At 70.0% G+C, this 23,569-nt stretch carries 19 protein-coding genes; 11 read left to right on the top strand and 8 right to left on the bottom strand.

Going from position 1 to position 23,569, the window contains the following annotated elements:
- The first annotated feature begins 123 nt into the window (after positions 1-123).
- Positions 124-630, top strand: coding sequence for a hypothetical protein (locus PG878_RS03240; RefSeq protein WP_209032203.1), 507 nt, complete (start codon positions 124-126; stop codon positions 628-630).
- Between the two features lie 72 nt (positions 631-702).
- On the opposite strand, the gene hmgA is transcribed toward PG878_RS03240, so the two are convergent.
- The 3 genes from hmgA to hppD all read right to left on the bottom strand — a co-directional run bounded on the left by hmgA (position 703) and on the right by hppD (position 3,634).
- Complete coding sequence (hmgA, locus tag PG878_RS03235; RefSeq protein WP_209032204.1) at positions 703-2,001, bottom strand: homogentisate 1,2-dioxygenase; 1,299 nt, start codon at positions 1,999-2,001, stop codon at positions 703-705.
- 18 nt (positions 2,002-2,019) lie between these two features.
- The gene (locus tag PG878_RS03230) at positions 2,020-2,412 is read right to left on the bottom strand and encodes an endonuclease domain-containing protein (protein WP_209032205.1); all 393 of its coding nucleotides are present in this window, start codon (positions 2,410-2,412) and stop codon (positions 2,020-2,022) included.
- Positions 2,413-2,566: 154 nt separating this feature from the next.
- Positions 2,567-3,634, bottom strand: coding sequence for a 4-hydroxyphenylpyruvate dioxygenase (hppD, locus tag PG878_RS03225; RefSeq protein WP_209032335.1), 1,068 nt, complete (start codon positions 3,632-3,634; stop codon positions 2,567-2,569).
- Positions 3,635-3,817: 183 nt separating this feature from the next.
- Here hppD and PG878_RS03220 point away from each other — a divergent pair, with 183 nt between their 5' ends.
- Positions 3,818-4,300: a MarR family winged helix-turn-helix transcriptional regulator gene (locus PG878_RS03220; protein WP_010341302.1), complete on the top strand. Its 483-nt coding sequence runs from the start codon at positions 3,818-3,820 to the stop codon at positions 4,298-4,300.
- Between the two features lie 145 nt (positions 4,301-4,445).
- Here PG878_RS03220 and PG878_RS03215 read toward each other — a convergent pair whose 3' ends face one another.
- The 3 genes from PG878_RS03215 to PG878_RS03205 form a co-directional block, all read right to left on the bottom strand.
- Entirely contained in the window at positions 4,446-5,045 is a 600-nt protein-coding gene (locus PG878_RS03215) for a thioredoxin family protein (RefSeq protein WP_209032206.1), read from the bottom strand.
- Between the two features lie 15 nt (positions 5,046-5,060).
- Positions 5,061-6,584, bottom strand: a complete 1,524-nt coding sequence (locus PG878_RS03210) for a peptide MFS transporter (protein WP_209032207.1) — start codon at positions 6,582-6,584, stop codon at positions 5,061-5,063.
- Between the two features lie 266 nt (positions 6,585-6,850).
- Entirely contained in the window at positions 6,851-7,765 is a 915-nt protein-coding gene (locus PG878_RS03205; protein ID WP_209032208.1) for a tryptophan 2,3-dioxygenase, read from the bottom strand.
- 163 nt (positions 7,766-7,928) lie between these two features.
- Between PG878_RS03205 and PG878_RS03200 the strand changes: the two genes are divergently transcribed.
- The 7 genes from PG878_RS03200 to PG878_RS03170 all read left to right on the top strand — a co-directional run bounded on the left by PG878_RS03200 (position 7,929) and on the right by PG878_RS03170 (position 20,125).
- Positions 7,929-11,510, top strand: coding sequence for a lamin tail domain-containing protein (locus tag PG878_RS03200; RefSeq protein WP_209032209.1), 3,582 nt, complete (start codon positions 7,929-7,931; stop codon positions 11,508-11,510).
- A 536-nt stretch (positions 11,511-12,046) separates the two neighbouring features.
- The gene (gene pdhA / locus PG878_RS03195; protein ID WP_209032210.1) at positions 12,047-13,135 is read left to right on the top strand and encodes a pyruvate dehydrogenase (acetyl-transferring) E1 component subunit alpha; all 1,089 of its coding nucleotides are present in this window, start codon (positions 12,047-12,049) and stop codon (positions 13,133-13,135) included.
- Positions 13,128-14,207, top strand: a complete 1,080-nt coding sequence (locus PG878_RS03190; protein WP_152240084.1) for an alpha-ketoacid dehydrogenase subunit beta — start codon at positions 13,128-13,130, stop codon at positions 14,205-14,207. The genes pdhA and PG878_RS03190 overlap by 8 nt, the downstream gene beginning before the upstream one ends.
- A 1-nt stretch (position 14,208) precedes the next feature.
- Positions 14,209-14,559 carry an SH3 domain-containing protein gene (locus PG878_RS03185; RefSeq protein WP_209032211.1) on the top strand — a complete coding sequence of 117 codons (351 nt, stop codon included), beginning with the start codon at positions 14,209-14,211 and terminating at the stop codon, positions 14,557-14,559.
- Complete coding sequence (locus tag PG878_RS03180) at positions 14,556-15,995, top strand: dihydrolipoamide acetyltransferase family protein (RefSeq protein WP_209032212.1); 1,440 nt, start codon at positions 14,556-14,558, stop codon at positions 15,993-15,995. The genes PG878_RS03185 and PG878_RS03180 overlap by 4 nt, the downstream gene beginning before the upstream one ends.
- 951 nt (positions 15,996-16,946) lie before the next feature.
- Positions 16,947-18,518 (top strand): M4 family metallopeptidase, encoded by a 1,572-nt coding sequence (locus tag PG878_RS03175; RefSeq protein WP_209032213.1) that lies wholly within the window; start codon positions 16,947-16,949, stop codon positions 18,516-18,518.
- A 329-nt stretch (positions 18,519-18,847) separates the two neighbouring features.
- A complete protein-coding gene (locus PG878_RS03170) occupies positions 18,848-20,125 on the top strand; it encodes a DEAD/DEAH box helicase (RefSeq protein WP_209032214.1) in 1,278 nt (425 codons plus the stop codon).
- 44 nt (positions 20,126-20,169) lie between these two features.
- On the opposite strand, the gene PG878_RS03165 is transcribed toward PG878_RS03170, so the two are convergent.
- A complete protein-coding gene (locus PG878_RS03165) occupies positions 20,170-20,499 on the bottom strand; it encodes a DUF6172 family protein (protein ID WP_209032215.1) in 330 nt (109 codons plus the stop codon).
- A 217-nt stretch (positions 20,500-20,716) separates the two neighbouring features.
- On the opposite strand from PG878_RS03165, the gene PG878_RS03160 reads away from it, so the two are divergent.
- Positions 20,717-21,478, top strand: a complete 762-nt coding sequence (locus PG878_RS03160) for an SDR family NAD(P)-dependent oxidoreductase (RefSeq protein ID WP_209032216.1) — start codon at positions 20,717-20,719, stop codon at positions 21,476-21,478.
- 73 nt (positions 21,479-21,551) lie between these two features.
- Here PG878_RS03160 and PG878_RS03155 read toward each other — a convergent pair whose 3' ends face one another.
- A complete protein-coding gene (locus PG878_RS03155) occupies positions 21,552-22,184 on the bottom strand; it encodes a Rossmann-fold NAD(P)-binding domain-containing protein (protein ID WP_209032217.1) in 633 nt (210 codons plus the stop codon).
- A 410-nt stretch (positions 22,185-22,594) separates the two neighbouring features.
- Here PG878_RS03155 and PG878_RS03150 point away from each other — a divergent pair, with 410 nt between their 5' ends.
- Positions 22,595-23,521 (top strand): carbohydrate kinase family protein, encoded by a 927-nt coding sequence (locus tag PG878_RS03150; protein WP_209032218.1) that lies wholly within the window; start codon positions 22,595-22,597, stop codon positions 23,519-23,521.
- Positions 23,522-23,569: the final 48 nt, after the last annotated feature.

Genomic DNA, 23,569 nt, shown 5'->3' with positions numbered 1-23,569 from the left:
GGATCGGGCGTTCGAGCACGCCGATGGCGAGGCGGCTGCCGGCACCGACATGCCAGCGCATCGCACCTGTCATCGGCATTTCACCGCTGCGCGCCAAGCTGCGCGCCTACCGACCCCGCCGCCATGCATCCGCGCAAGACCGCCCTCGCCCTTGCGGCACTGCAATCGCACGATGCGCCGCTGGACATGCGCCAGCGACGCGTGCTGATCCTGGCCGACGGCCAGCGCAGCATCGAGGAACTGGTGACGCTGGGCGGCCGCGGGGCCGATGCGATCGTGCAGGGACTGCTGCAGCAGGGCTACCTGGACGACGGCCGCAGCAGCGCCGCCGCGCCGGTGGCGGCGAGCGCGCCGCCACCACCGGCCGACCCGCGTCGCGCCCTGCTCAATGCGCGCATGTATCTGCTGGACCTGCTGCAATTGCAGCGCCACCCGGCCTCGCCGGCGCTGCAGCTGCAGTTGCGCGCCGCGCGCGAGGAACACGACACCCTGCGCGCGATCGGACGGGTGCTGCGCACGATGCCGGAGATGACTTCCGAGCGCTACGCGCAGCGCATCCGCGAGCGCATGCTGGAGATCCTGCCGGCATCGCTGCACGGCGCGCTGGCGACCGCGGCGGAGGCCGCCTGAGCGCCGCGATCACGTCCGCGGCAGCGGTTGCCTCGGCAGCGGCCTGAGCAGCGCCGCCGCGCCGGTGCGCGCTCAGGGCGCGAGGAAGTGCCGGCGCAGGCCCTGCCAGCACTGCTGGTAGTCGCGCTGGCGGTGCGCGGCGTCCAGCGCCTGCGCGGTCGGGCGCAGCACCGCGCGCGTCTCGAACATGAAGGCCATGGTGTCGGCGATGACGTCCGGCCGCGACAGATCGGCCTGCGAAGCCTTGTCGAAGGTGGCCGCGTCCGGGCCGTGCCCGCTCATGCAGTTGTGCAGCGACGCGCCGCCCGGGGCGAAGCCGTCGGCCTTGGCATCGTAGACCCCGTGCACCAGGCCCATGAACTCGCTGGCCACATTGCGGTGGAACCAGGGCGGCCGGAAGGTGTGCTGCGCCACCAGCCAGCGCGGCGGGAAGATCGCGAAATCCACGTTGGCGGTTCCGGGCGTGTCGCTGGGCGCGGTCAGCACGGTGAAGATGCTCGGATCGGGATGGTCGAAGCTGATCGAGCCGATGGTGTTGAAGCGGCGCAGGTCGTACTTGTACGGGGCGTAGTTGCCGTGCCACGCGACCACGTCCAGCGGCGAATGCCCGATCGGCGCGCGCCACAGATGGCCCTGGAACTTGGCGATCAGGTCGAAGTCGCCCTCGTCTTCCTCGTAGGCGGCCTCCGGGGTCAGGAAGTCGCGCGGGTTGGCCAGGCCGTTGGCGCCGATCGGCCCCAGGTCCGGCAGCCGCAGCAGGCCGCCGAAGTTCTCGCACACGTAGCCACGCGCGGGGCCGTCGGGCAGTTCCACGCGGAAGCGGACACCGCGCGGGATCACCGCGATCTCCTGCGGCGCGACCTCCAGCGTGCCCAGTTCGGTGCACAGGCGCAGTCGACCGAGCTGCGGCACCAACAGCATTTCCGCATCGGCGTTGTAGAAGAACCGGCCCTGCATCGAGGCGTTGGCCGCATACAGGTGCACCGCCACGCCATGCTGCGCCTCGGCCGAGCCGTTGCCGGCCATGGTGTACAGGCCGTTGACGAAGTCCACCGGCGTTTCCGGCAGCGGCAACGGGCTCCAGCGCAACTGGTCCGGCGGCACCGGGCCACGCTGGAAGTCGTTGTGGAACCCGGCTGCACGGTCGTAGGCGACGAAGCCGCCGTGCACCACCGCCGGGCGGATGCGGTACAGCCAGCTGCGCCGGTTGACGCCGCGCGGCGCGGTGAACGCGGTACCCGACAACTGCTCGGCGTACAGGCCATGGGCCACGCGCTGCGGCGAGTTCTGCCCGACCGGCAACGCGCCGGGCACCGCCTCGGTGGCGAATTCGTTGCCGAAGCCGGACATGTAGCGATGATGGTCATGCATATGCTTGAGCCTTGGATATCAAGCCCCTCTCCCACCGGGAGAGGGGTTGGGGTGAGGGTACGGCGACCCAGTGGCGTCGCAAATTACCTGGATCACGGCATCTATCGAAAGCAGTACGTCATTGTTCCAGAAGCGCATGACCCGCCAGCCTTGCGATGCCAGCCAACGCGTTCTTGTGGCATCGCATGGTTCGGTATGTTGCGCGCCGTCGATTTCGATAATCAGCTTCGCTGATACGCAACAGAAATCAGCGATGTAGGGAGGGATCGGGTACTGCCGCCGGAACTTGAAGCCTTGCAACTGACCGCTTCTCAGATGACTCCACAGTGCGCGCTCGGCGTCGGTCATGGTGCGACGTAGCTGGCGTGCGTGAGCCAGCGTGGCTGTGGGCAATGGCGGCTTGAGTTCCATGACTCCACCGTACCCTCACCCCAACCCCTCTCCCGGTGGGAGAGGGGCTACACGGGCTGTCGGAAGTCTCCGCGATGCGCTGTCAGGATCTGCTGGCCGTGCGCGTCCATTCGCGTCGAACATCCGCTGTCTGCCAACCTCCCGCGTTCCGCCCTCAGAGCACGCCGCGCTTCATCTGGTCGCGCTCGATGCTCTCGAACAGCGCCTGGAAGTTGCCTTCGCCGAAGCCTTCGTTGCCCTTGCGCTGGATGATCTCGAAGAAGATCGGGCCGATGCAGTTCTGGGTGAAGATCTGCAGCAGCTTGCGCTGCTTGGTCTCCGGGTCGGCATCGATCAGGATCTTGTTGCGCGCCAGCCGCGCCACGTCCTCGCCGTGGTTGGGAATGCGCTGGTCGATCACGTCGAAATAGGTGTCCGGGGTGTCCAGGAACTCGACACCGGCCGCGCGCATGCGCTCGACCGTTTCGTAGATGTCGTCGGTGAAGCAGGCGATGTGCTGGATGCCTTCGCCGTGGTAGGCGTCCAGGTACTCGTTGATCTGGCTCTTCGGGTCCGACGATTCGTTGAGCGGGATACGCACCACGCCGTCCGGCGCGGTCATCGCCTTGGACACCAGCCCGGTCTTGGCGCCCTTGATGTCGAAGTAGCGGATCTCGCGGAAGTTGAACAGGCGCTCGTAGTAGTCCGACCAGCGCTGCATGTTGCCGAAGTACAGGTTGTGGGTCAGGTGGTCGATGAAGGTCAGGCCGAAGCCGGCCGGGTGCTGGTCGGCACCGGGCACCGGCTCGAACCCGTCGTACACCGAGCCCTTCTTGCCGTACTGGTCGACCAGGTACAGCATGCAGTCGCCGATGCCCTTGACCACCGGCGCCGGCACCGCGCGGGTGTCGGCCTTGTCGGCGATGGCTTCGCCGCCGTTCTCCAGCACCTTGGCGAAGACCTCGTCGGCCGGGTGCCGGAAGCGGATCGCGAAGCCGCAGGCGCAGGGGCCGTGCGCGGCCGCGAAATCGGCGGCGAAGGAATCCGGGTCTTCGTTGACCAGGAAGTTGACCCCGCCCTGGCGGTACACGGTGATCGCACGCTGGCGATGGCGCAGCACCGCGGTGAAGCCCATGCTGCGGAAGTACGCATGCAACTGCTCGCCCTGCCCGGCCGGCGCGGCGAATTCCACGAACTCGAAACCGTCGATGCCCATCGGGTTCTCGAAGGTGGTGACCTGCATGCCGAGGTTGGCCGGCTGCGACGGATGCTGCGCTTGTGCATTCATGACGCGTCTCCTGGAGGGGGGGAGTCGCGGCGACCGGGCCGAAATTTCGGATGCGGACGGGCGCCAGACTCGCGAGAATGGACCGTAGTATCCTCCGTTATAGTTACAAGTGAAACCACCAGCAAGGTGCAATGCAGCATGACGATCGCCACGCCCGCCCCGACGCCCGACTCGCCCTCCCTGGATCTGGAACGGTTCCTGCCGTACCGGATCAGCGTGCTGTCCAACCGCATCAGCAGCAACATCGCCCGCGTCTACGGCGAGCGCTACGGCATGGCGGTGACCGAGTGGCGGGTAATGGCGGTGCTGGCGCTGTATCCGGGGCTCTCGGCCGGCGAGGTCTCCGAGCGCACCGCGATGGACAAGGTGGCGGTGAGCCGGGCGGTGGCGCGGCAACTGGAGCGCGGGTTCATCCAGCGCGAGACCCATGGCGACGACCGCCGCCGCTCGGTGCTGCACCTGACCGCGGCCGGGGTGGAGGTGTACCAGGTGGTGGCGCCGATGGTGCTGGAGTGCGAACGGCGCCTGCTGGCGCCCTTCAGCGAGGACGAGCAGCGGTTGCTGAACCGGCTGATCGACCGGCTGGCGGCCGAGGGCCTGCCGAGCATGACCGGGCGCTGAGGCGCCGGTGCCGGTAGAACCGGGGCCTTAAACACCGTAGGAGCGGCTCTTGTCCCCTTTTGTGGGATCAGTCGCGACCAGGCATTCCGAGTGCCCCGGTCGCGGCTGAAGCCGCTCCTACGAAAAAACCAGGCGTCGCCGCCGCTCAGGCCTTGGGCGGCGCCCATTCCTTGAGGAAGTCCGAGAACTTCTTGCGGTCGTAGTCCTTGCCCTTCTGCAGGTCGGCGAGTATCTGCGAGTGCAGCAGCTTGCCGTCGGCGTCGAGCACCAGCAGGTGCGGGAAGTCGACGATCTTCGGGTACTGCGCCATGAACGCCTCGTTCTTGTTGGCGTCGCTGACGTTGACCTTGACCCAGACGAAGTTGGCGTCGCGGAAGCTGCGCAGCTCCGCATCGCCCTCGATGAAGGTATCCAGGGTATGGCACCAGTCGCAGGCCTCGTTGCCCACGTCGAGCAGGATGCGCTTGCCGCCACGCTTGGCCTCGACCATGGCGGTCTCGAGGTCGTCGGCCGGGTTGCGCTGCGGATCGAACTGCGCGCCCAGTGCCTTGGCCGCGGCGATGTCGGCGGCGGCCGGGGTATTGCCCGAGGCCACCGGCTGGTTGGGATCGGCCACCGGTGGCTTCTGCACCGAGGTGTCCAGCGGCTTGGCCGGCGCCTGATCGTCGGGCGGCGCCGTCTGGCTGCAGCCGCCCAGGGCCAGGATCGCCGCCAGGGCAGCGCAGATCGTCTTGTTCATTGCCATTGCTTGGTCCTCATGTCACTTCACACCGTGCATCAGCTTGCTGATCAGCGGCGCGATCAGGAACAGCACCACGCCGGCGCCCAGCAACGCCCAGAAGCCGAAGGTATACCCGCCCAGCGCGGACGACACGGTCATGCCGCCTTCGCCGCTGACATGGCTGGCGAAGATGCCGGACAGGTTGTTGCCGATGCCGGTGGACAGGAACCAGCCGCCCATGCCGAAGCCGACCAGCCGCACCGGTGCCAGCTTGGTCACCATCGACAACCCGATCGGCGACAGGCACAGCTCGCCCACCGACTGAATGACATAGACCATGAACAGCGTCCAGAACGGGATCTTACCGGCGTCGTTGACCAGGCTCGACAGCGCGAACATCAGCAGCAGGAAGGCCAGGCCGTTGAACGCCAGGCCGAGCGCGAACTTGCGCGAGATCGACGGATTGAAGCGGCCGGCCTTGACCCAGATCCAGGCGATGATCGGCGCCAGGGTGATGATCGCCAGCGAATTGACCGACTGGAACCACGCGGTCGGGAACGTCCAGTCGCCGAACTGGCGATTGACGATCTCGTCGGCGAGGAAGGTGAACGAACTGCCGGCCTGCTCGAAGAACATCCAGAACAGCACGTTGAAGGCGAAGATGATCAGCATCGCGATCACCTTGTCGCGCGCCACCTTGCCGTTGCGGATGCCTTCCACCAGCAGCATGACCGCCAACGCCACGAACATGGTGCTGAGAATCCACTGCAGGACTTCGGCGCCGGCAGCCAGCGCCAGGTAGACCGCCGGGATCGCCAACAGCATGCCCAGCAGCACGTAGACCACGCGCATGCCGCCGGCACCGCCCGGCAACGGCGCGCCGATGCCCTTGAGCTGGCGGCGGCCGAACCAGAACCACACCAGGCTGATCAGCATGCCGATGCCCGAGGCGATGAACACCATCTTGTAGGACGGCATCGCTTCGGTGCCGAACACCTTCTCGGCCAGCTGCTGGGTCAGCCACGGCGCGATCATCGCGCCCAGGTTGATGCCCATGTAGAAGATGGTGAACCCGCTGTCGCGGCGAGGATCGGCGGCGCTGTACAGCTTGCCGACCATGGTCGAGATGTTGGGTTTGAACAGGCCGTTGCCGACCACCACGGTGGCCAGGCCCAGTTCGAAGATCTGCGGGTTGGGCACGGAGATCAGGAACAGGCCGGTGGACATGACCGCCGCGCCGACCAGGATTGAGCGCTGGTAGCCGAGTACCCGGTCGGCGATGTAGCCGCCGAAGATCGCCGCGGCGTACACCAGTGCGAGATACGCGCCGTAGGTGGCGCTGGCCGGCGCCTGACCGGCGCCCTGGCCGTCATAGAACTGCGCCACGATGTACAGCACCAGCGCCCAGCGAATGCCGTAGAACGCGAAGCGTTCCCAGAACTCGGTCATGAACAGCATCCACAGGGGACGCGGATGCCCCAACAGGGTCTTGAATTCGGGCGGTTGCGCTGACGGCGGTTGCGGTGAGGCGGGGTGGTTCGACGCGACGACGTCAACGCTCATGCGGTGTTCCCTTGCGTATTCAGGATGGGCTGGGGCGGTGCGGCCGGCCAGGCCGGGCAACGGGCGAGGATCACCGAGCGACGGCGTGGCGTCAAATCCTCGACGGCCCGGATGCCGCACTGTCCAGGCGCAGACCCCGCAGAACCGCCATCTTCGCGGCGGAACGGCGACCGCCGCGGCCGCACGGATTGCTGCATGCGAACATGCTGTCGCGGCACCGAATGGTCAGCGGCGCGGCCGGCTCAGGCGCGACCGAGGTTCGGTGGCTACTGCGAGGACGGTCCCTGCCCTGCCGCCGCCACGTCCGCAATGCCCGCGTCCCGGCCCTCCAGCCCCACCGAGGTCCGCACCTCGAACAGTTCCGGGAAGAAGGTCAGCGCCAGCGCCTGCTGCAGGAAGCCGACGCCGCTGGAACCGCCGGTGCCGCGCTTGAAGCCGATCACCCGCATCACCGTGCGCATGTGGCGGAAGCGCCACAGCTGGAACTGGGTCTCCAGGTCCACCAGGTCCTCGCACAGCGCGTATTCGCGCCAGTAGCGGTCGGTGTTCTCGTAGATGCGCTCGAACACCGGGCGCAGCAGCGGGTCGCTGACGTGCGGCTGGCGCCAGTCGCGGGCGTGGTACGGCGCCGGCACCGCGTGGCCGAAACGGGCCAGATAGCGCAGGAATTCCTCGTACAGGCTGGGCGCTTCCAGCACCGCCTGCAGCGCCGCCTGGCCCTGCGGGTCGTGGTCGAACACCGGCAGCATCTGCGCGTTCTTGTTGCCGAGCATGAATTCGATGGTGCGGTACTGCAGCGACTGGAACCCGGAGGACGGGCCCAGCACGTCGCGGAAACCCATGTACTCGGACGGGGTCAGGGTCTCCAGCACCGACCACTGCTCGGTCAGCAGGCGCAGCACCTGCTTACTGCGCGCCAGCACCTTGCGGCACTGCCAGACCTGGTCGCGCTGCAGATGCGCGATCGCCGCGCCCAGCTCGTGCGCCAGCAGCTTCAGCCACAGCTCCGAGGTCTGGTGCTGGACGATGAACAGCAGTTCGTCGTGGTGCGGCGGATTGGACAGCGGCTGTTGCGCCGACAGCAACCGGTCCAGGCGCAGGTAGCCGCCGTAGGTCAGGCGGCCTTCCAGGTCGGTGTGGATGCCGGCTTCGAGCGGGCGCTGGTTCTGTTCGACGGGCATGGGCGGCGTGGGCGTTCCGGGCCGGCAAGGGTACCGCAGCGACGAATGTCACACATTGGTCAGCACCGGTTGTCAAACTCCGGCACAATCGTCGGCGGCGCTGGGGGCGCCGTCGATTCATCCGCGTTAATCCACGTCTTCAAGGATTGGGGAGATCTTGTTCATGCGAACCATGCTGCTTCGAGCTGCAGTGTTGTCGTGCGCGCTGGGTTGTGCCGGGTACGCCCAGGCCCAGGTGGTCATCAGCCAGGTCTATGGCGGTGGCGGCAACAGCGGCGCCACCTACAAGAGCGATTTCGTCGAATTGCACAACAACGGCAGCGAGGCGGTGAGCCTGGCCGGCTGGTCGGTGCAGTACGCCTCGGCCGCCGGCAGCAGCTGGCAGGTCACCCCGCTGAGCGGCAGCATCGCGCCGGGCGGCTATTACCTGGTCAAGCAGGCCGACGGCAGCGGCGGCAGCACCGCGCTGCCCACGCCCGACGCCACCGGCACCATCGCCATGAGCGGCACCGCCGGCAAGATCGCGCTGAGCAAGGGCAGCGCTGCGCTGAGCGGCGCCTGCCCGGCCGGCAACGCCGACTTCGTCGGCTACGGCAGCAGCGCCAGCTGCGCCGAAGGCAGCGCCCCGACCGCCGCGCCCAGCAACACCCTGGCGGTGCTGCGCGGCAACGGCGGCTGCACCGACAGCGACAACAACAACGCCGACTTCGCCACCGGCGCGCCGACCCCGCGCAACAGCGCTGCGCCGGTCAGCCTGTGCGGCGGCGGCAACCTGCCGGTGGCCAGCGTGGCCAACGTCAGCCGCGCCGAGGGCGACAGCGGCAGCAGCGCGTTCGTGTTCACTGTGACGCTGAGCCAGCCGGCCGGCAGCGCCGGCGTCACTTTCACCGCCGCCACCCGCGACGGCACCGCCACCGCCGGCAGCGACTACCAGGCGCTGGCCGCGACCCAGGTGACCATCCCGGCCGGCGAAAGCAGCGCCGAGGTGCGCGTGCTGGTCAACGGCGACACCAGCAACGAACCCGACGAGACCTTCTACCTCGACATCAGCGGCGTCAGCGGTGCGCTGCCGGCCACGCTGACCGCCAGCGGGGTGATCCTCAACGACGACTTCAACCTGGTGCCGATCCACAGCATCCAGGGCAGCGGCGCGCGCTCGCCGCTGGTCGGCCAGGTGGTCGCCACCAGCGGCATCGTCACCGCGCGCCGCAGCGCCGGCTTCTTCCTGCAGACGCCCGACGCCCAGGCCGATGCCGACCCGCTCACCTCCGAAGGCATCTACGTCTACACCGGCAGCGCGCCGCCGGCCGAGGCCGCGGTGGGCAACGCGGTGAGGGTGCAGGCCACGGTGGTCGAATACGTGCCCAGCACCGACCCCAGCCAGCCGCCGCTGACCGAACTGAGCTCGCCGACGGTGCTGCTGCAGTCCACCGGCAATCCGTTGCCGGCCGCGGTCGAGCTGACCACCCGCTTCCCCGACCCGAACGGCGCCTACGACCAGCTCGAGCGCCTGGAAGGCATGCGCGTCACCGTGCCCAGCCTGACCGTCAACACCCCGACCCTGGGCAACGTCAACGAGACCAACGCCAGCGCGACCAGCAACGGCGTGTTCCATGCCGTGGTCACCGGCCTGCCGCGCGCCTGGCGCACTGCCGGCGTGCAGCAGCCCGACGCGCTGCCGGCCGGCTCGCCGGCCGATGTGCCGCGCTGGAACACCAGCCCGCAGGTGATCGCGGTCGGCAGCGCCGGCCTCGGCGGCGAGCGCATCGACGTGGCCGCCGGCTGCACCGTGCTCGGCGTCAGCGGTCCGCTGGACTACAGCTTCCGCCGCTACACGATCTACCCGGAAACCGCGCCCACCGTGCAGTGCAACGGCGCCGACCAGCCCAAGGCCGCCCCCGCGCCGCAGGCCGACGACGTCAACATCGCCACCTACAACATGGAGCGCTTCTTCGACGACCAGAACGATCCGGCGATCGGCGAACCGGTGCTGACCGCGGCCGCCTACCAGGCGCGCCTCAACAAGGCCTCGCTGGCGATCCGCAACTACCTCAACACCCCCGACATCCTCGGCACGGTGGAGATCGAGAACCTGAGCGTGCTGCAGACCCTGGCCGACCGCGTCAACCGCGATGCGGTGGCCGCCGGCCAGCCCGATCCGCAGTACGTGGCCTACCTGCAGGAAGGCAACGACGTGGGCGGCATCGACGTCGGCTTCCTGGTCAAGACCGCGCAGGTCGGCGCCGGTATCGCCCGCGTCGAGGTGGTCTCGGTGAGCCAGGAAGGCAAGGCCGCCACCTGGACCGAGCCCAGCGGCACCGTGAGCCTGCTCAACGACCGCCCGCCGCTGCTGCTGAAGGCGGTGGTGCATTTCGCCGACGGCCGCGCGCTGCCGCTGACCGTGGTCGAGGTGCACCAGCGTTCGCTCAACGGCGCCGAGACCGACGACGCCAGCGGCCAGCGCATCCGCGCCAAGCGCCAGGCGCAGGCGGTGTTCCTGGCCAACCTGCTGCAGGCGCGCCAGGCCGCCGATCCCAACGAGCAGTTGCTGGTGATGGGCGACTTCAACGCCTTCGAGTTCAACGACGGCTACGTCGATGCGATGGGCACCATCACCGGCCTGCCGGCGGCGGACGCGCAGACCGTGGTGCCCGGCGACGGCGCCACCCTGGTCGACCCGGCGCTGTACAACCTGACCCTGCTGTCGACGCCGGACCAGAGCTACTCCTACGCCTACGACGGCAACGTGCAGTCGCTGGACCACATCCTGGCCAACCGCGCGCTGATGCGCTCGGCGCAGATCGCCGGCCTCAGCGAAGCCCATGCGCGGCTCAACGCCGACTTCCCGGCCGTGGCCCGCAACGACGCCAACTCGCCGGCGCGGCTGTCCGACCACGACCCGGCGGTGGTGCTGATCAAGCTCAAGCCGCTGGAGCGCGCCGACCTGAGCCTGCGCGTGAGCGCCGCCAACGCGTCGGTCTATGCCGGCGACACCATCCGCTACAGCGTGGACCTGGCCAATGCCGGTCCGGACGCGGCGCGCGCCGCCGCGGTCGCCTTCGCCCTGGACGCGGCGGTGACCCCGAGCGTGACCGCGGCCCCGGGCTGGGACTGCGCCGCGCCGGAGGTGGCTGCGCAGACCGTGGTCACCTGCAGCATCGCGCAATTCGCCGCCGGCACCACGCCGCGCTTCGAGGTGGCGGTGCCGGCCGGCGCCGCCCTGGTCGGGCGCAGCCTGAGCCTGGCCGCGTCGGTGGCCTCGCAGACCGAGGACCCCAACCCCGGCGACAACGGCGGCGGCGCCACCGTGGCGGTGCAGGCGCGTCCGGCCGGCGACCTGGCGGTGTCGATCGACGGCCCGGCGACCCTGCCGTTCCTGGCGTTCTTCGCCGACTACCGCATCGACGTGCGCAACCACGGCAATGCGCCGGTGCAGGGCGCCAGCCTGGAGATCGACGGCAGCACCCTGTCGGCGCTCACCGCGCTGGTGCCGCCGCGCGGCTGGCAGTGCGTGCGGCAGAACCACGGCCTGCGCAGTGCGCGCTTCCAGTGCCGCAGCGGCGCCGACCTGGCGCCCGGCGCCAGCGCCGCGTTCCGCCTGAGCCTGGCGACGCGGCCACTGCCGGCCGATCGCCAGATCGTGATCGGCGCCAGCGCCGGCTCGACCTCGGCCGACGCCGATCCCAGCGACAACAGCGCGCGCTTCAGCACCCGCGTGGAGGGGCTGCGCCTGTTCGGCCGCTGATCGCGGCAAGCGGTGCAAGTGGAAGGGCGTGGCCGCGAGGCCACGCCCTTTTTGCTTGGGGCAACGCCATCCCGGCGCCGATCACGTGCTGTCGACATTCAGCGGCGCCCATCACTATCGCGTCGGAGCGGCTTCAGCCGCGATGGGGCATTCCCGGTAAAGCCCGTCGCGGCTGAAGCCGCTCCTACGAGGCGACGCCCATACGGCTTGAGGGTGCGGCGATGCGGGACGCCCTCGCGCCGCGGCTGCATGTGCGCGCCTTCTGCCGTTGTCCGATGTGCGCGCCCTCCGGCGCGCGCGCCGCATCGCGGGCATCTCCACCGCCACCGGTGGACACCCACGCGCACATGAACGGCATGCATCGCACTGCAACATCGTCGATACCCAACGCCATCAATCGGCAACGCGAGAGGACCACGCTTTTCTTGTGCGATACGGCATCGCCACGTGCTGCGGTGCACGACGGCTTTTGTGCACGGCTTCCTTAACATGCCGACTCATATCATTTGAAACTTGTTGTCGAGAGCGCCATCGCCATGCCCATCGCCGCCCAGTTCGAAATTGAGTTCCTGCAGTACCTCGACGCGGGCGGCCAGCCGGTCCGCGACGCGCTTCCGGCCGATTCGGCCAACCCGCAGACGCTGCTGGCGCTGTTCAAGCAGATGCTCTACGTGCGCACCTTCGACAGCAAGGCGGTGGCCCTGCAGCGCACCGGCAAGCTGGGCACCTACGCCTCCTGCCTGGGCCACGAGGCCACCCACGTCGGCATCGGCGCATCGATGCGCCGCGGCGACGTGCTGGCGCCCAGCTACCGCGAATACGGCGCCATGTTCATGCGCGGCGTGCGTCCGCGCGAAGTGCTGCTGTACTGGGGCGGCGACGAGCGCGGCAACGACTACCAGCGCGATTCCGACGCCGCCCGCGATTTCCCGATCTGCGTGCCGATCTCCACCCAGTGCCTGCATGCCGCCGGCGCCGCGCTGGCGTTCAAGCTGCGCGGCGAGGCACAGGTGGCGGTGGCCACCTGCGGCGACGGCGGCTCGTCCAAGACCGACTTCTACGCCGCGCTCAACTCCGCCGGCGCCTACCAGTTGCCGCTGATCCTGTGCGTGATCAACAACGGCTGGGCGATTTCGGTGCCACGCAATGCGCAGACCGGCGCGCAGACCCTGGCGCAGAAGGGCCTGGCCGGCGGCCTGCACTGCCTGCAGGTGGACGGCAACGACCTGATCGCGGTGCTGGAGGCGATGCGCCAGGCGCGCGAGCGTGCGCTGGCCGGCCAGGGCGGCACGGTGATCGAGTTCATGACCTACCGCCTGTCCGACCACACCACCGCCGACGATGCGCGCCGCTACCGCGACGATGCCGAGGTCAAGCAGGCCTGGGAACGCGAGCCGCTGCTGCGCCTGCGCGCCTGGCTGAGCGCGCAGGGCCTGTGGAGCGAGGACGAGGAAGCGGCCTGGAAGCAGGAATGCGCGCGCCTGGCCGACATCGAACTCAATGCGTACCTGGAAACCCCGGTGCAGCCGGTGGAAGCCATGTTCGATTACCTGTACGCCGACCCGCCGCCGGACCTGCTCGCGCAGCGCGCCGAGGCCATCGCCCTGGAGCAGCGCCATGGATGAGTTGAGCCCCCGCCTCGCCGACCACGCGGCCGCGTCTGCGGCCGGCACCGCCCACAGCGCCGCCACCGCGCGCGGAGACAGCCCGATGACCAGCACGCCCATTACCCTGATCGAAGCGGTGACCCAGGCGCTGGCCTGGGAACTGCAGCACGACCCGTCAGTGCTGGTGCTGGGCGAGGACGTGGGCGTCAACGGCGGCGTGTTCCGCGCCACCGCCGGCCTGCAGCAGCGCTTCGGCGCGCAGCGCGTGCTCGACACCCCGCTGGACGAGACCACCATCGCCGGGCTCAGCGTCGGCCTGGCCGCGCAGGGCATGAAGCCGGTGGCCGAAGCGCAGTTCGACGGCTTCGTCTACCCGATGGTCGATCACCTGATCTGCCACGCCGCGCGCCTGCGCACCCGCACCCGCGGCCGCCTGCACTGCCCGATGGTGCTGCGCGTGCCGTGGGGCGGCGGCATCCGCGCGCCGGAGCACCACAGCGAAGCCAACGAAGCGATCTTCACCAACGTGCCGGGCCTGCGCGTGGTGCTGCCGTCCTCGCCGCAGCGCGCCTACGGCCTGCTGCTGGCGGCGATCCGCGAGCCGGATCCGGTGATCTACATGGAACCCAAGCGCATCTACCGGCAGTACAAGGAAGTGGTCGCCGACGACGGCGAGGCGTTGCCGCTGGACGTGTGCTTCGTGCTGCGCGACGGCACCGACGTGACCCTGGTCGCCTGGGGCGCGCAGGTCAAGGAAGCGCTGGAGGCCGCCGACCGGCTCGCCGCCGACGGCATCAGCGCCGAAGTGATCGACGTGGCCACGCTGCGCCCGCTGGACTTCGACACCATCGCCGAATCGGTGGCGCGCACCGGCCGCTGCGTGATCGTGCAGGAGGCCCCGCGCAGCGCCGGCTTCGGCGCCGAGATCGCCGCGCGCCTGGCCGAGCAGTCGATGTACGACCTGGTCGCGCCGGTGCAGCGCGTGACCGGCTACGACACCCACATCCCGCTGTTCCGGCTGGAGATGAAGTACCTGCCGAGCACCGACAAGATCGTCGCGGCGGCCAAGCGGGCGATGGCCGCGGGTTGACATGCAGGCACGTTTGATCAGCGATTACCGCGCCGCCTATCCGCATCCGATCCGCATCGCCGCCGGCGAGCGGGTCGCGCTGGGCGTGCGCGACGAAGAGTGGCCCGCGTTCGTCTGGATCACCAATGCCGCCGGCAGCGCCGGCTGGGCGCCGCTGGCCTGGCTGCAGCCGACCGGCGACGGCCATGCTGTGGCGCTGCGCGACTACGACGCGCGCGAACTCGATGCCGCGCAGGGCGACACCGTCGTCCTGCATCACGAATACGGCGACTGGTGGTGGGCCGAGCGCGCCGACGGCACGCAGGGCTGGCTGCCGGCACGCGACCTGGAACTGCTGGAAGAGACCACATGAGCCAAACCAAGAATTTCAATCTGCCCGACCTGGGCGAAGGCCTGCCCGACGCCACCATCGTCGAGTGGTTCGTCAAGGAAGGCGACACCATCCGGCTGGACGAGCCGCTGGTGTCGATGGAAACCGCCAAGGCGGTGGTCGAAGTGCCCTCGCCGGTGTCCGGCAAGGTGCTGAAGCTGGCCGGCGCGCCGGGCGACATCGTCGTCACCGGCAGCATGCTGGCGCAGTTCGCGCCCGACCCGACCCTGCCGCAGCGCGCCGAAGGCCAGGACACCGGCCATCACCACGGCGGCGCGGCACCCGCCGCGTCCGGCAAGGGCGCCGGCGCCGACACCGCCGCGGCCGACGACCGCGTGGTCGCCTCCGACGACGGCGGCGAACTGCACGACGCCGACAACGCGCAGGCCGCGGGCGAACGCGACGATGCCGGCACCGTGGTCGGCGCGATGCAGAGCTCCAACAGCGTGCACAGCGAGCAAGCCGTGTCGGTCGGCGGCGTGCGCGCGATGCCCGCGGTGCGCGCCCTGGCCAAGAAGCTGGGCGTGGACCTGGGCCGCGTGCGCGCCAGCGGCGCCGACGGCGCGGTCACCCTGGCCGACGTCAAGCAGGCCGCCGCGGATGGCTCGGCGAAGGCCGGCGCCGTCGTAGGAGCGGCTTCAACCGCGACCCCACGCCATCCTGCCGTCGCGGCTGAAGCCGCTCCTACGACAGCGCGCACACCCCAAGCCGCACCTACGCGCACTCCACTCTCCGCCGCCGGCAAGCCGATGCGTACGCAGCCGCCGGGCGTGGCCGTGCAGGGCCAGCCCGAGCCGCTGAAGGGCGTGCGCCGCAACATGGCGCGGGTGATGGCCGAGGCGCAGCGCCAGGTGGTGCTGACCACGCTCAACGACGATGCCGACCTGCACGCATGGACGCCGGGCAACGACACCACCGGGCGCTTGGTGCGCGCGATCGTCGCCGCCTGCCAGGCGGTGCCGGCGCTCAACGCCTGGTTCGACGGCGAGGCGCTGACCCGCACCCTGCACGCGCACGTGGACATCGGCATCGCCGTGGACACCGACGACGGCCTGTTCGTGCCGGCCCTGCGCAACGCCGACATGCTCGATGCGCGCGGCGTGCGCGAAGGCATCAACCGCCTGCGCCAGCAGGTGGAGGCGCGCAGCATTCCGGCCTCGGAACTGAGCGGCTACACCATCTCGCTGTCCAACTTCGGCATGTTCGCCGGCCGCTATGCCACGCCGATCGTGGTGCCGCCATGCGTGGCCATCGTCGCCGCCGGCCGTGCCCGCCACCAGGTGGTGCCAGTGATGGGCGGCGTGGAGACGCACAAGATCCTGCCGCTGTCGCTGAGCTTCGACCACCGCGCCTGCACAGGCGGCGAAGCGGCACGCTTCCTGCGCGCGATGATCGACGACCTGGCGCTACCGGGCTGAGCCACCACCGCCTTGGATATCAGCCGACCGCCTGACGCCAGGCGGTGCATCTGCCGCGCCTGACGCTGTAGATGCGCCGCCAGGGTGGTATGCACCGCCATTGTGGGAGGGACTTCAGTCCCGACGCGATGAACAAAAAGGCGTCGGGGTTCAAGCCCCTCTGCAACGGATGCCCCGGAGGCGACGTAGAGGCGCGCGTGTTTCTCTGCGGTCTTGCACACCGCGGGATGATCCCCCGAGCAGTTCCAGCACAGCGCGTCGGGGCTGAAGCCCCTCCCACAGTGCGAAGCCCCTCCCACAGTGCAGTGATCAAGCGCTACCGGCGGTCCGGGATTGGTGCTGCCGATCGCCTAGGCATGCATTCGTTGCACATCGGCCGACCTGCCTGACATCAGGCCGCGCATCTGCTGCGCCATGTGCAGCGGATGCGCCACCATTGTGGGAGGGACTTCAGTCCCGACGCGACGCACCAAAGGCGTCGTGATTGAGGCCGTTCTGCAGCGGAAGCCACGAGACAGGAGCGCGTATTTCCTGCGGTCTTGCACATCGCGGGATGATTCTCCGGGCAATTCCAGCACAGCGCGTCGGGGCTGAAACCCCTCCCACCGTGCAGTGACCAAGCGCTCCCGGCGGCCTTGGATTGGTGCTGCCAAGCGCTTCGCGTGCATCCGGTGCACATCAGTCGACCTGCCTGGCACCGTGATGGCGGACCACCTTGGCACGACCGCGCATCGCACGTCGCGTGTACGACAACACCGCATCCGCTCGATGCAAAATCCTTAACGCAACCTGTCTACCACGCGACGCGACGACGCCGTTATGGTCGCTGCACAGGGGAGGCACTGCGCCGATCGGTCGCACTGCCAGGAAACGTCATGCCACGCATCGCGCCACGGCCGCTTCGCTGCCGCGACGGCGCGTCCTTCCTTCTTGCGCTCGAGGATTCCGCACATGACCCAGTCGCTTCGTCATCGCCCGTTGGCACTGCTGCCGTCCCTGCTGCTTGCGCTCGCCGCCACGTCCGCGCACGCGGCGCAACGCATTGACCTGCACGCCAAGAACCCGGACACGCTCGGCACCCAGTACCGCAGTGCCGCCGCCCGCGTCGGCGGCATCCCGGCCGCGCCTGCGGTGCGCCATGCCGAGCTGATCGGGCTGGATGCCGAGTCCGCACTCACCCTGCTCGGCAGCAGCGAAGATGCCGACGGCACCGTACACCGCCGCTACCAGCAGACCTTCCGCGGCATTCCGGTGTGGGGCGAGCAGGTGATCGTCAGCGAACGTGCCGACGGCAGCGTGCGCAGCCTGTTCGGGCGCTCCGTCGCCGGGCTGGCCAGCGAACTGCCGGCGACCGCCGCCAACGCCGCCAGCGCGTCGCTGAGCGCCGATGCCGCGCTGCGTGTCGCCCAGCGCGTCGCGCTGGGCGCCGCGCAGGCCGAGCGCCGCATCGAACGCGCGCAGGCGCCGCAGATGATCTATCTGGACGACAGCGACCGCGCGCACCTGGCCTATGTGGTGTCGTTCTTTGCCGATGCGCCGCAGGGCGGCGCGCCGAGCCGGCCGTTCGTGATCGTGGATGCGCGCAGCGGCGCCATCCTCAAGCAGTGGGACGCGCTGACCACCCGCGACGCCACCGGCCCCGGCGGCAACGCCAAGACCGGCCAGTACGAGTACGGCAGCGACAGCATCCACGGCTTCCTGGAGGTGGACGACAGCTGCCGCATGCAGAACACCAACGTCAAGTCGGTGAACCTCAACGGCGGCAGCTCCGGCACCACCGCTTACCAGTTCACCTGCCCGCGCAACACCTACAAGACCATCAACGGTGCCTACTCGCCGATCAACGACGCGCACTACTTCGGCGGCGTGATCGAGAAGATGTACCGCAGCTACGTCGGCGTGGCGCCGCTGACCTTCCAACTGGTGATGCGCGTGCATTACGGCACGCGCTACGAGAACGCGTTCTGGAACGGTTCGACGATGAACTTCGGCGACGGCAACACGCGCTTCTATCCGCTGGTGAGCGCCGACGTCGCCGGCCACGAGGTCTCGCACGGCTTCACCGAGCAGCATTCCAACCTCACCTATTCCGGCCAGTCCGGCGGCATCAACGAGGCGTTCTCGGACATGGCCGGCGAGGCCACCGAGTACTACCTCAAGGGCACGAACGACTTCAAGGTCGGCACCGAGATCTTCAAGGCCAACGGTGCGCTGCGCTACATGGCCAACCCGACCCAGGACGGCAGCTCGATCGACAACGCCGCCAACTACCGCAGCGGCCTGGACGTGCATTACTCCTCGGGCGTCTACAACAAGGCGTTCTACACCCTGGCCACCACCTCCGGCTGGAACACGCGCATGGCGTTCGAGGTGTTCGCCCGCGCCAACCAGCTGTACTGGACGCCCAGCACCACCTTCAACAGCGGCGCCTGCGGCGTGCGCACCGCCGCCAGCGACCTGGGCCGCTCGGTGACCGCCGTCAACAACGCCTTCGCCGCCGTCGGCGTGACCTGCACGCAGTAAGGCCGGCAAGGACGCGCATGGCCATCCGCATGGATGGCCGTGCGTTGCGGTTCGGGATTGGGGATTGGCAACAGCTGCTATCGCCGATCGCCGCGTAGGAGCGGCACTTGTCCCCTTTTCGGGATCAGCCGCGACGAGTGACGTGGCGTTCCGATGGCGCAATGCGTCGGGACTGAAGTCCCTCCCACAGTACAGCCGGCGCACTCGCCGCACTCCCTTGTGGGAGCGGCTTCAGCCGCGACGCGCGATCGCACAAAGCAACACGACGGAACCGCTCCTACGCCGGGTCTGCGATACTGTGCGGTCTCTCCCGCGCCCTGCCCGCCCCGATGCCGTTCGCTTCCCTGGGTCTGTCGCCCGCGCTGTATCCCGCCTTCGCCGCCGCGCTCGCGCGTGCCGGCTGGCAGACGCCCACGCCGATCCAGCAGCAGGCGGTGCCGCTGATCGTCGCCGGCCACGACCTGCTGGCCATGGCGCAGACCGGTTCCGGCAAGACCGCGGCGTTCGCGTTGCCGTTGCTGCAGGCCTGCGCGCAGGCGGCCAGGCCGGCGCGCTCCACCCGCGTGCTGGTGCTGGTGCCCACCCGCGAACTCGCGGTGCAGGTCGCCGACACCTTCGTCGCGCTGGGCCTGGAACTGCCGCGGCGACCGCGGGTGGTGGTGGCGGTCGGCGGGGTCTCGATCAATCCGCAGATGCTGGCGCTGCGCGGCGGCGCCGACGTGGTGGTGGCCACGCCCGGCCGCCTGCTGGACCTGTTGGCGCAGCGCGCGCTGCAGTTGGACGCGGTGGCGCACCTGGTGCTGGACGAGGCCGACCGCCTGCTCGACCTGGGCTTCGGCGCCGAACTGGAGCGGCTGCTGCACCTGCTGCCGCCGACGCGGCAGACCCTGCTGTTCTCGGCCACCCTGCCGGCGCCGATCGCGGCGCTGGCCACGCGCCTGCTGCGCGCACCGCGGCGGATCGGCGATGCCGCCGACGCCGCGCCGATTCCCGCAACCTTGCGCCAGCGCGCGATCGAGGTCGACAGCGGGCGGCGCCTGGCCTTGCTGCAGCATCTGCTGGACCACGAGGCCTGGCCGCGGGCACTGGTGTTCGTGGCCAGCCGACGCGATGCCGAACGGGTCGCCACGGCCCTGGCCAAGGCCGGCATCGCCGCGCAACCGCTGCACGGCGACCTCGCCCAGGGCCGGCGCCAGCGCACCCTGGACGCGTTCCGCCAGCAACAATTGCGGGTGCTGGTGACCACCGACCTGGCCGCGCGCGGCATCGACATCGCCGCGCTGCCGGTGGTGGTGAACTACGATCTGCCGCGCTCCACCGCGGACTACACCCACCGCATCGGCCGCAGCGCGCGCGCCGGCGCCGAGGGCCAGGCGCTGAGCTTCGTCGATGCCGCCAGCGCGGCGCATCTGCGCCTGATCGAGAAACGCCAGGGAGTGCGCGTGCCGCGCGAACGCATTCCCGGTTTCGAGCCGACGCCGGCGCAGGCCGCCGCGGCCACGGAAGCGTCCGCCTCCACCGGTGGCGTCAAGGGCAAGCGGCCGAGCAAGAAGGACAGGCTGCGCGCGGCGCGTGCGCAGGGCGGCGAGCCACCCGCGGGCGGCTGAGCCGCGCGGCACGTGCCCCGACGCGCGGGGGCGCCGGATCGCGCTCAGTCCTCGAAGGGATCGTGCTCGCTTTCACCCTGCCCGCCCTTGGCCCGCGGCGGCCGCGTGCAGGCGCGGCTGCGGATCTCCACGTAGAACTGCTCGCCGCCAGCGGCCACCAGCGCGTCGACCGCACGCAGCAGCTCGGCCGGCGGCAGCACGGCGGCGGTGGCTTCCTCGGTGCCGAACAGGGTGTCGAAATCCCAGTAGTCGGCGCCGGCCGGCAGGGTCTTGCGGCGCTCGCGGCGGATGTACTTGCGGATGTCGTGCTTGGCGGCGTCGAGCAGGCGGTCGGGGTGCTTGCCTTCGATGCGGAGCCGGTAGGTCTTCTTCATTGCGGAAAATCCTGGAAAGGGAACAAGCGCAGCCAACAGAACGACTGCGCAGCCGCCAAGCGGGTACGGAACTGCTCGCGACGTGTTGTCAGCCACTCTCTGGCGGCCGTCGCGGGACGGCGCTGCGTGGGGTGGGCCGCCATGGTGCCAGAAGCGGCCGCGCGCTGCGGATTGCGCGGATAATCGACGCACGCCCCACGCCACGCAGGAGCCACCGATGACCGATCCGTCCGCCTTCGCGGGATACCGCGTGCTCGTCGCCGGCGCCAGTCGCGGCATCGGCCTTGCCATCGCCGACGCCTTCGCACGCCATGGCGCAGCGGTGGCGATCTGCGCGCGCAGCCCGGCGCCGCTGGCCGAGGCCGCCGCGCAGTTGCAGCGCCACGGCCATCCGGTCGCCGCGCACGGCTGCGATCTGGCCGACGCCGCGCAGATCGAGGCCTGGGTGGCGCAGGCCGCCAACGCGCTGGGCGGCATCGACGTGATGGTCAACAACGCCTCCGGCTACGGCCATGGCGACGACGATGCGAGCTGGCAGGCCGGCTTCGACATCGACCTGATGGCCGCGGTGCGCTGCAACCGTGCCGCGTTGCCGCACCTGCGCGGCAGCGGCCGCGGCTGCATCCTCAACATCAGCTCGATCAACGGCCTGCGGCCGACGCCGCGGGTGCCGGCGTACTCGGCGGCGAAGGCGGCACTGAACTACTACACGACCACCCTGGCGACGCAGCTGGCGCGCGAGCGGATCCGGGTCAATGCGATCGCACCGGGGTCCATCGAGTTCCCCGGCGGGCTGTGGGAGCAGCGCCGCCAGCAGCAGCCCGAGCTGTACCGGCAGATCCGCGCCAGCATTCCGTTCGGCGCCTTCGGCGCGATCGACGACGTCGCCAACGCGGCGCTGTTCCTGGCCTCGCCGCAGGCGCGCTGGATCACCGGCCAGGTGCTGGCGGTGGACGGCGGACAGTCGCTGGGCGCCTGAGGCGACGCGCGCGCACTGCGGCGCGCTCGCGCTTCATCGCCAATCCCGAATCCCCACGCTCCAATTCCCGCTCCTAAACCAGCTGCGCCGCCTCGATCACCTGCACGCCCGGACGCGGCCGCAGCGCGGCATCGACCAGCGCCGCGGCGATATGTGCGGCCGGGTTGATCCGGTAGCGTCGCGGCAGCAGCGGCGCGAGCGCGCGCAGCACCACGCTGGCGGCGTGCTCGCCGCGACGACGTTGCGCACGCTCGCCGCCGATCAGGCCCGGCCGCACCAGGGTCAGCGAGAAAAAGCCGAGCGCGCGCAGGTCGTGCTCCAGATCGCCCTTGACCCGGTTGTAGAACGCCCATGACCGCGGATTCGCGCCCAGCGCGGAGTTCAGCGCGAAGGCCTCGGCGCCGTGCTGGCGCAGCAGCCGCGCGATCGCCAGCGGATAGGCGTGATCGACCCGGCGGAACGCCTCGCGCGAGCCGGCCTGGCGCATCGTGGTGCCGAGCGCGCAGATCGCCGCCTGCACCTGCCACCAGGCTGCCTGTGCCGGCAGCGCGTCGAAGTCGAGCACCGGGTTGTGCAGCTTGGGGTGGGTCATGGCCAGCGCGCGCCGGGTCGGCGCGATCACCGCGCTGCAGGTCGGCTCGGCCAGCAACTGGGTCAGCGCGTGGCCGCCGACCAGGCCGGTGGCGCCGGCGAGGAGGATTTTCATGGGAATGGCTTGGGGCGGGCGGGATGTGGCGACTATCGCAGGGGTGGTGACAAGGCGCAGTGGGGGATGTTTGCGGCGCGGCGGTGGGCCATGAGGCGCTGCGCGCACGTACCCTCACCCCAACCCCTCTCCCGGCGGGAGAGGGGCTTTGGCGGTTCCCTTCTCCCGTCGGGACCATGGCCCCCTTTTCGGGGGGAGGTGCCCCGCAGGGGCGGATGAGGGTAGGGGCGCCAGCCAAGCATCTCCCTCTACAAGGGTACGGACACCAGCCAGGCATCCACCCCACACGGCAGCAACCGCTCCACACGCCCCACCCCACCCCCACACGGTCGCCGCGCCGCAGCAGGTACGCCACAATAGCCGCCCCATCGCGCCGGCCGGCGCGCTGCAACCTGACGAGGAGCGGTTCGATGTTCGTGGTGTGCGGAGAGGCCTTGTACGACATCTTCATCGACGGCTACGCCGGCACCTCGGTCGGGATGACCGCGCGCCAGGGCGGTTCGCCGTTCAACGTGGCGATCGGCCTGGCCCGCCTGGGCGCGCCGTCGGCGCTGTTCACCGGCTTGTCCACCGACCCGCTCGGCCGCCAGCTGCGCGCCACGCTCGAAGGCGAAGGCGTCGCCCTGGACTACTGCATCGACAAGCGCGAGGCGACCACCCTGGTGATGGTCGCGCTGGACGCGAGCGGCGTGCCCAATTACGCCTTCTACGGCACCGGCTGCGCCGATCGCGCGCTGACCGAGGCCGACCTGCCGGCGCTGGACGCGCGGGTCGGTGGCCTGCATTTCGGCTCCTACACCCTCGTCGCCGAGACCACCGCCAGCACCTTCCAGGCGCTGGCCGAACGCGAGCGCGGGCAGCGGCTGATCTCGCTGGACCCGAACGTGCGGCCCACGGTGGAGCCGGACATGGCGGTGTGGCGCGCGCGACTGGCGCGCTGGATCGCGCTGGCGCACGTGGTCAAGGTCAGCCAGGAAGACATCGAGCTGCTGTATCCGCAGCAGGATCCGTTCGCTGTCGCCCGCAGCTGGCTGCAGCAGGGGCCGTCGCTGGTGGTGATGACCCTCGGCGGCGACGGCGCGGTGGCCTGGCGCGGCGACAGCGAGGCGCGCGTGCCCGGCCGCGTGGTGCAGGTGGCCGACACCGTCGGCGCCGGCGACAGCTTCCAGGCCGCGCTGCTGCAGCAGTTGCCCGACCCCGCGGCGCTGACGGCGCTGGGCAGCGAGCCGGCCGCACTGGAGCGCCTGCTGCAGTTCTGCGTGGCCGCCGCGGCGATCAACTGCACCCGCGCCGGCGCCAACCCGCCGCGCCTGGACGAGGTCCGCGCCGCGCTCTGACGTCGGCCGACAGCGTGCACGCAGCGCCCGCGGCCGGGTTGCCTAAGA

Origin of the sequence: Xanthomonas hawaiiensis (genome assembly GCF_031834635.1) — a bacterium.
GTDB classification, from domain to species: Bacteria; Pseudomonadota; Gammaproteobacteria; order Xanthomonadales; family Xanthomonadaceae; genus Xanthomonas_A; species Xanthomonas_A sacchari.
Note: the sequence above shows the minus strand (reverse complement) of the source record. Positions and strands in the feature narration are given on the sequence as shown.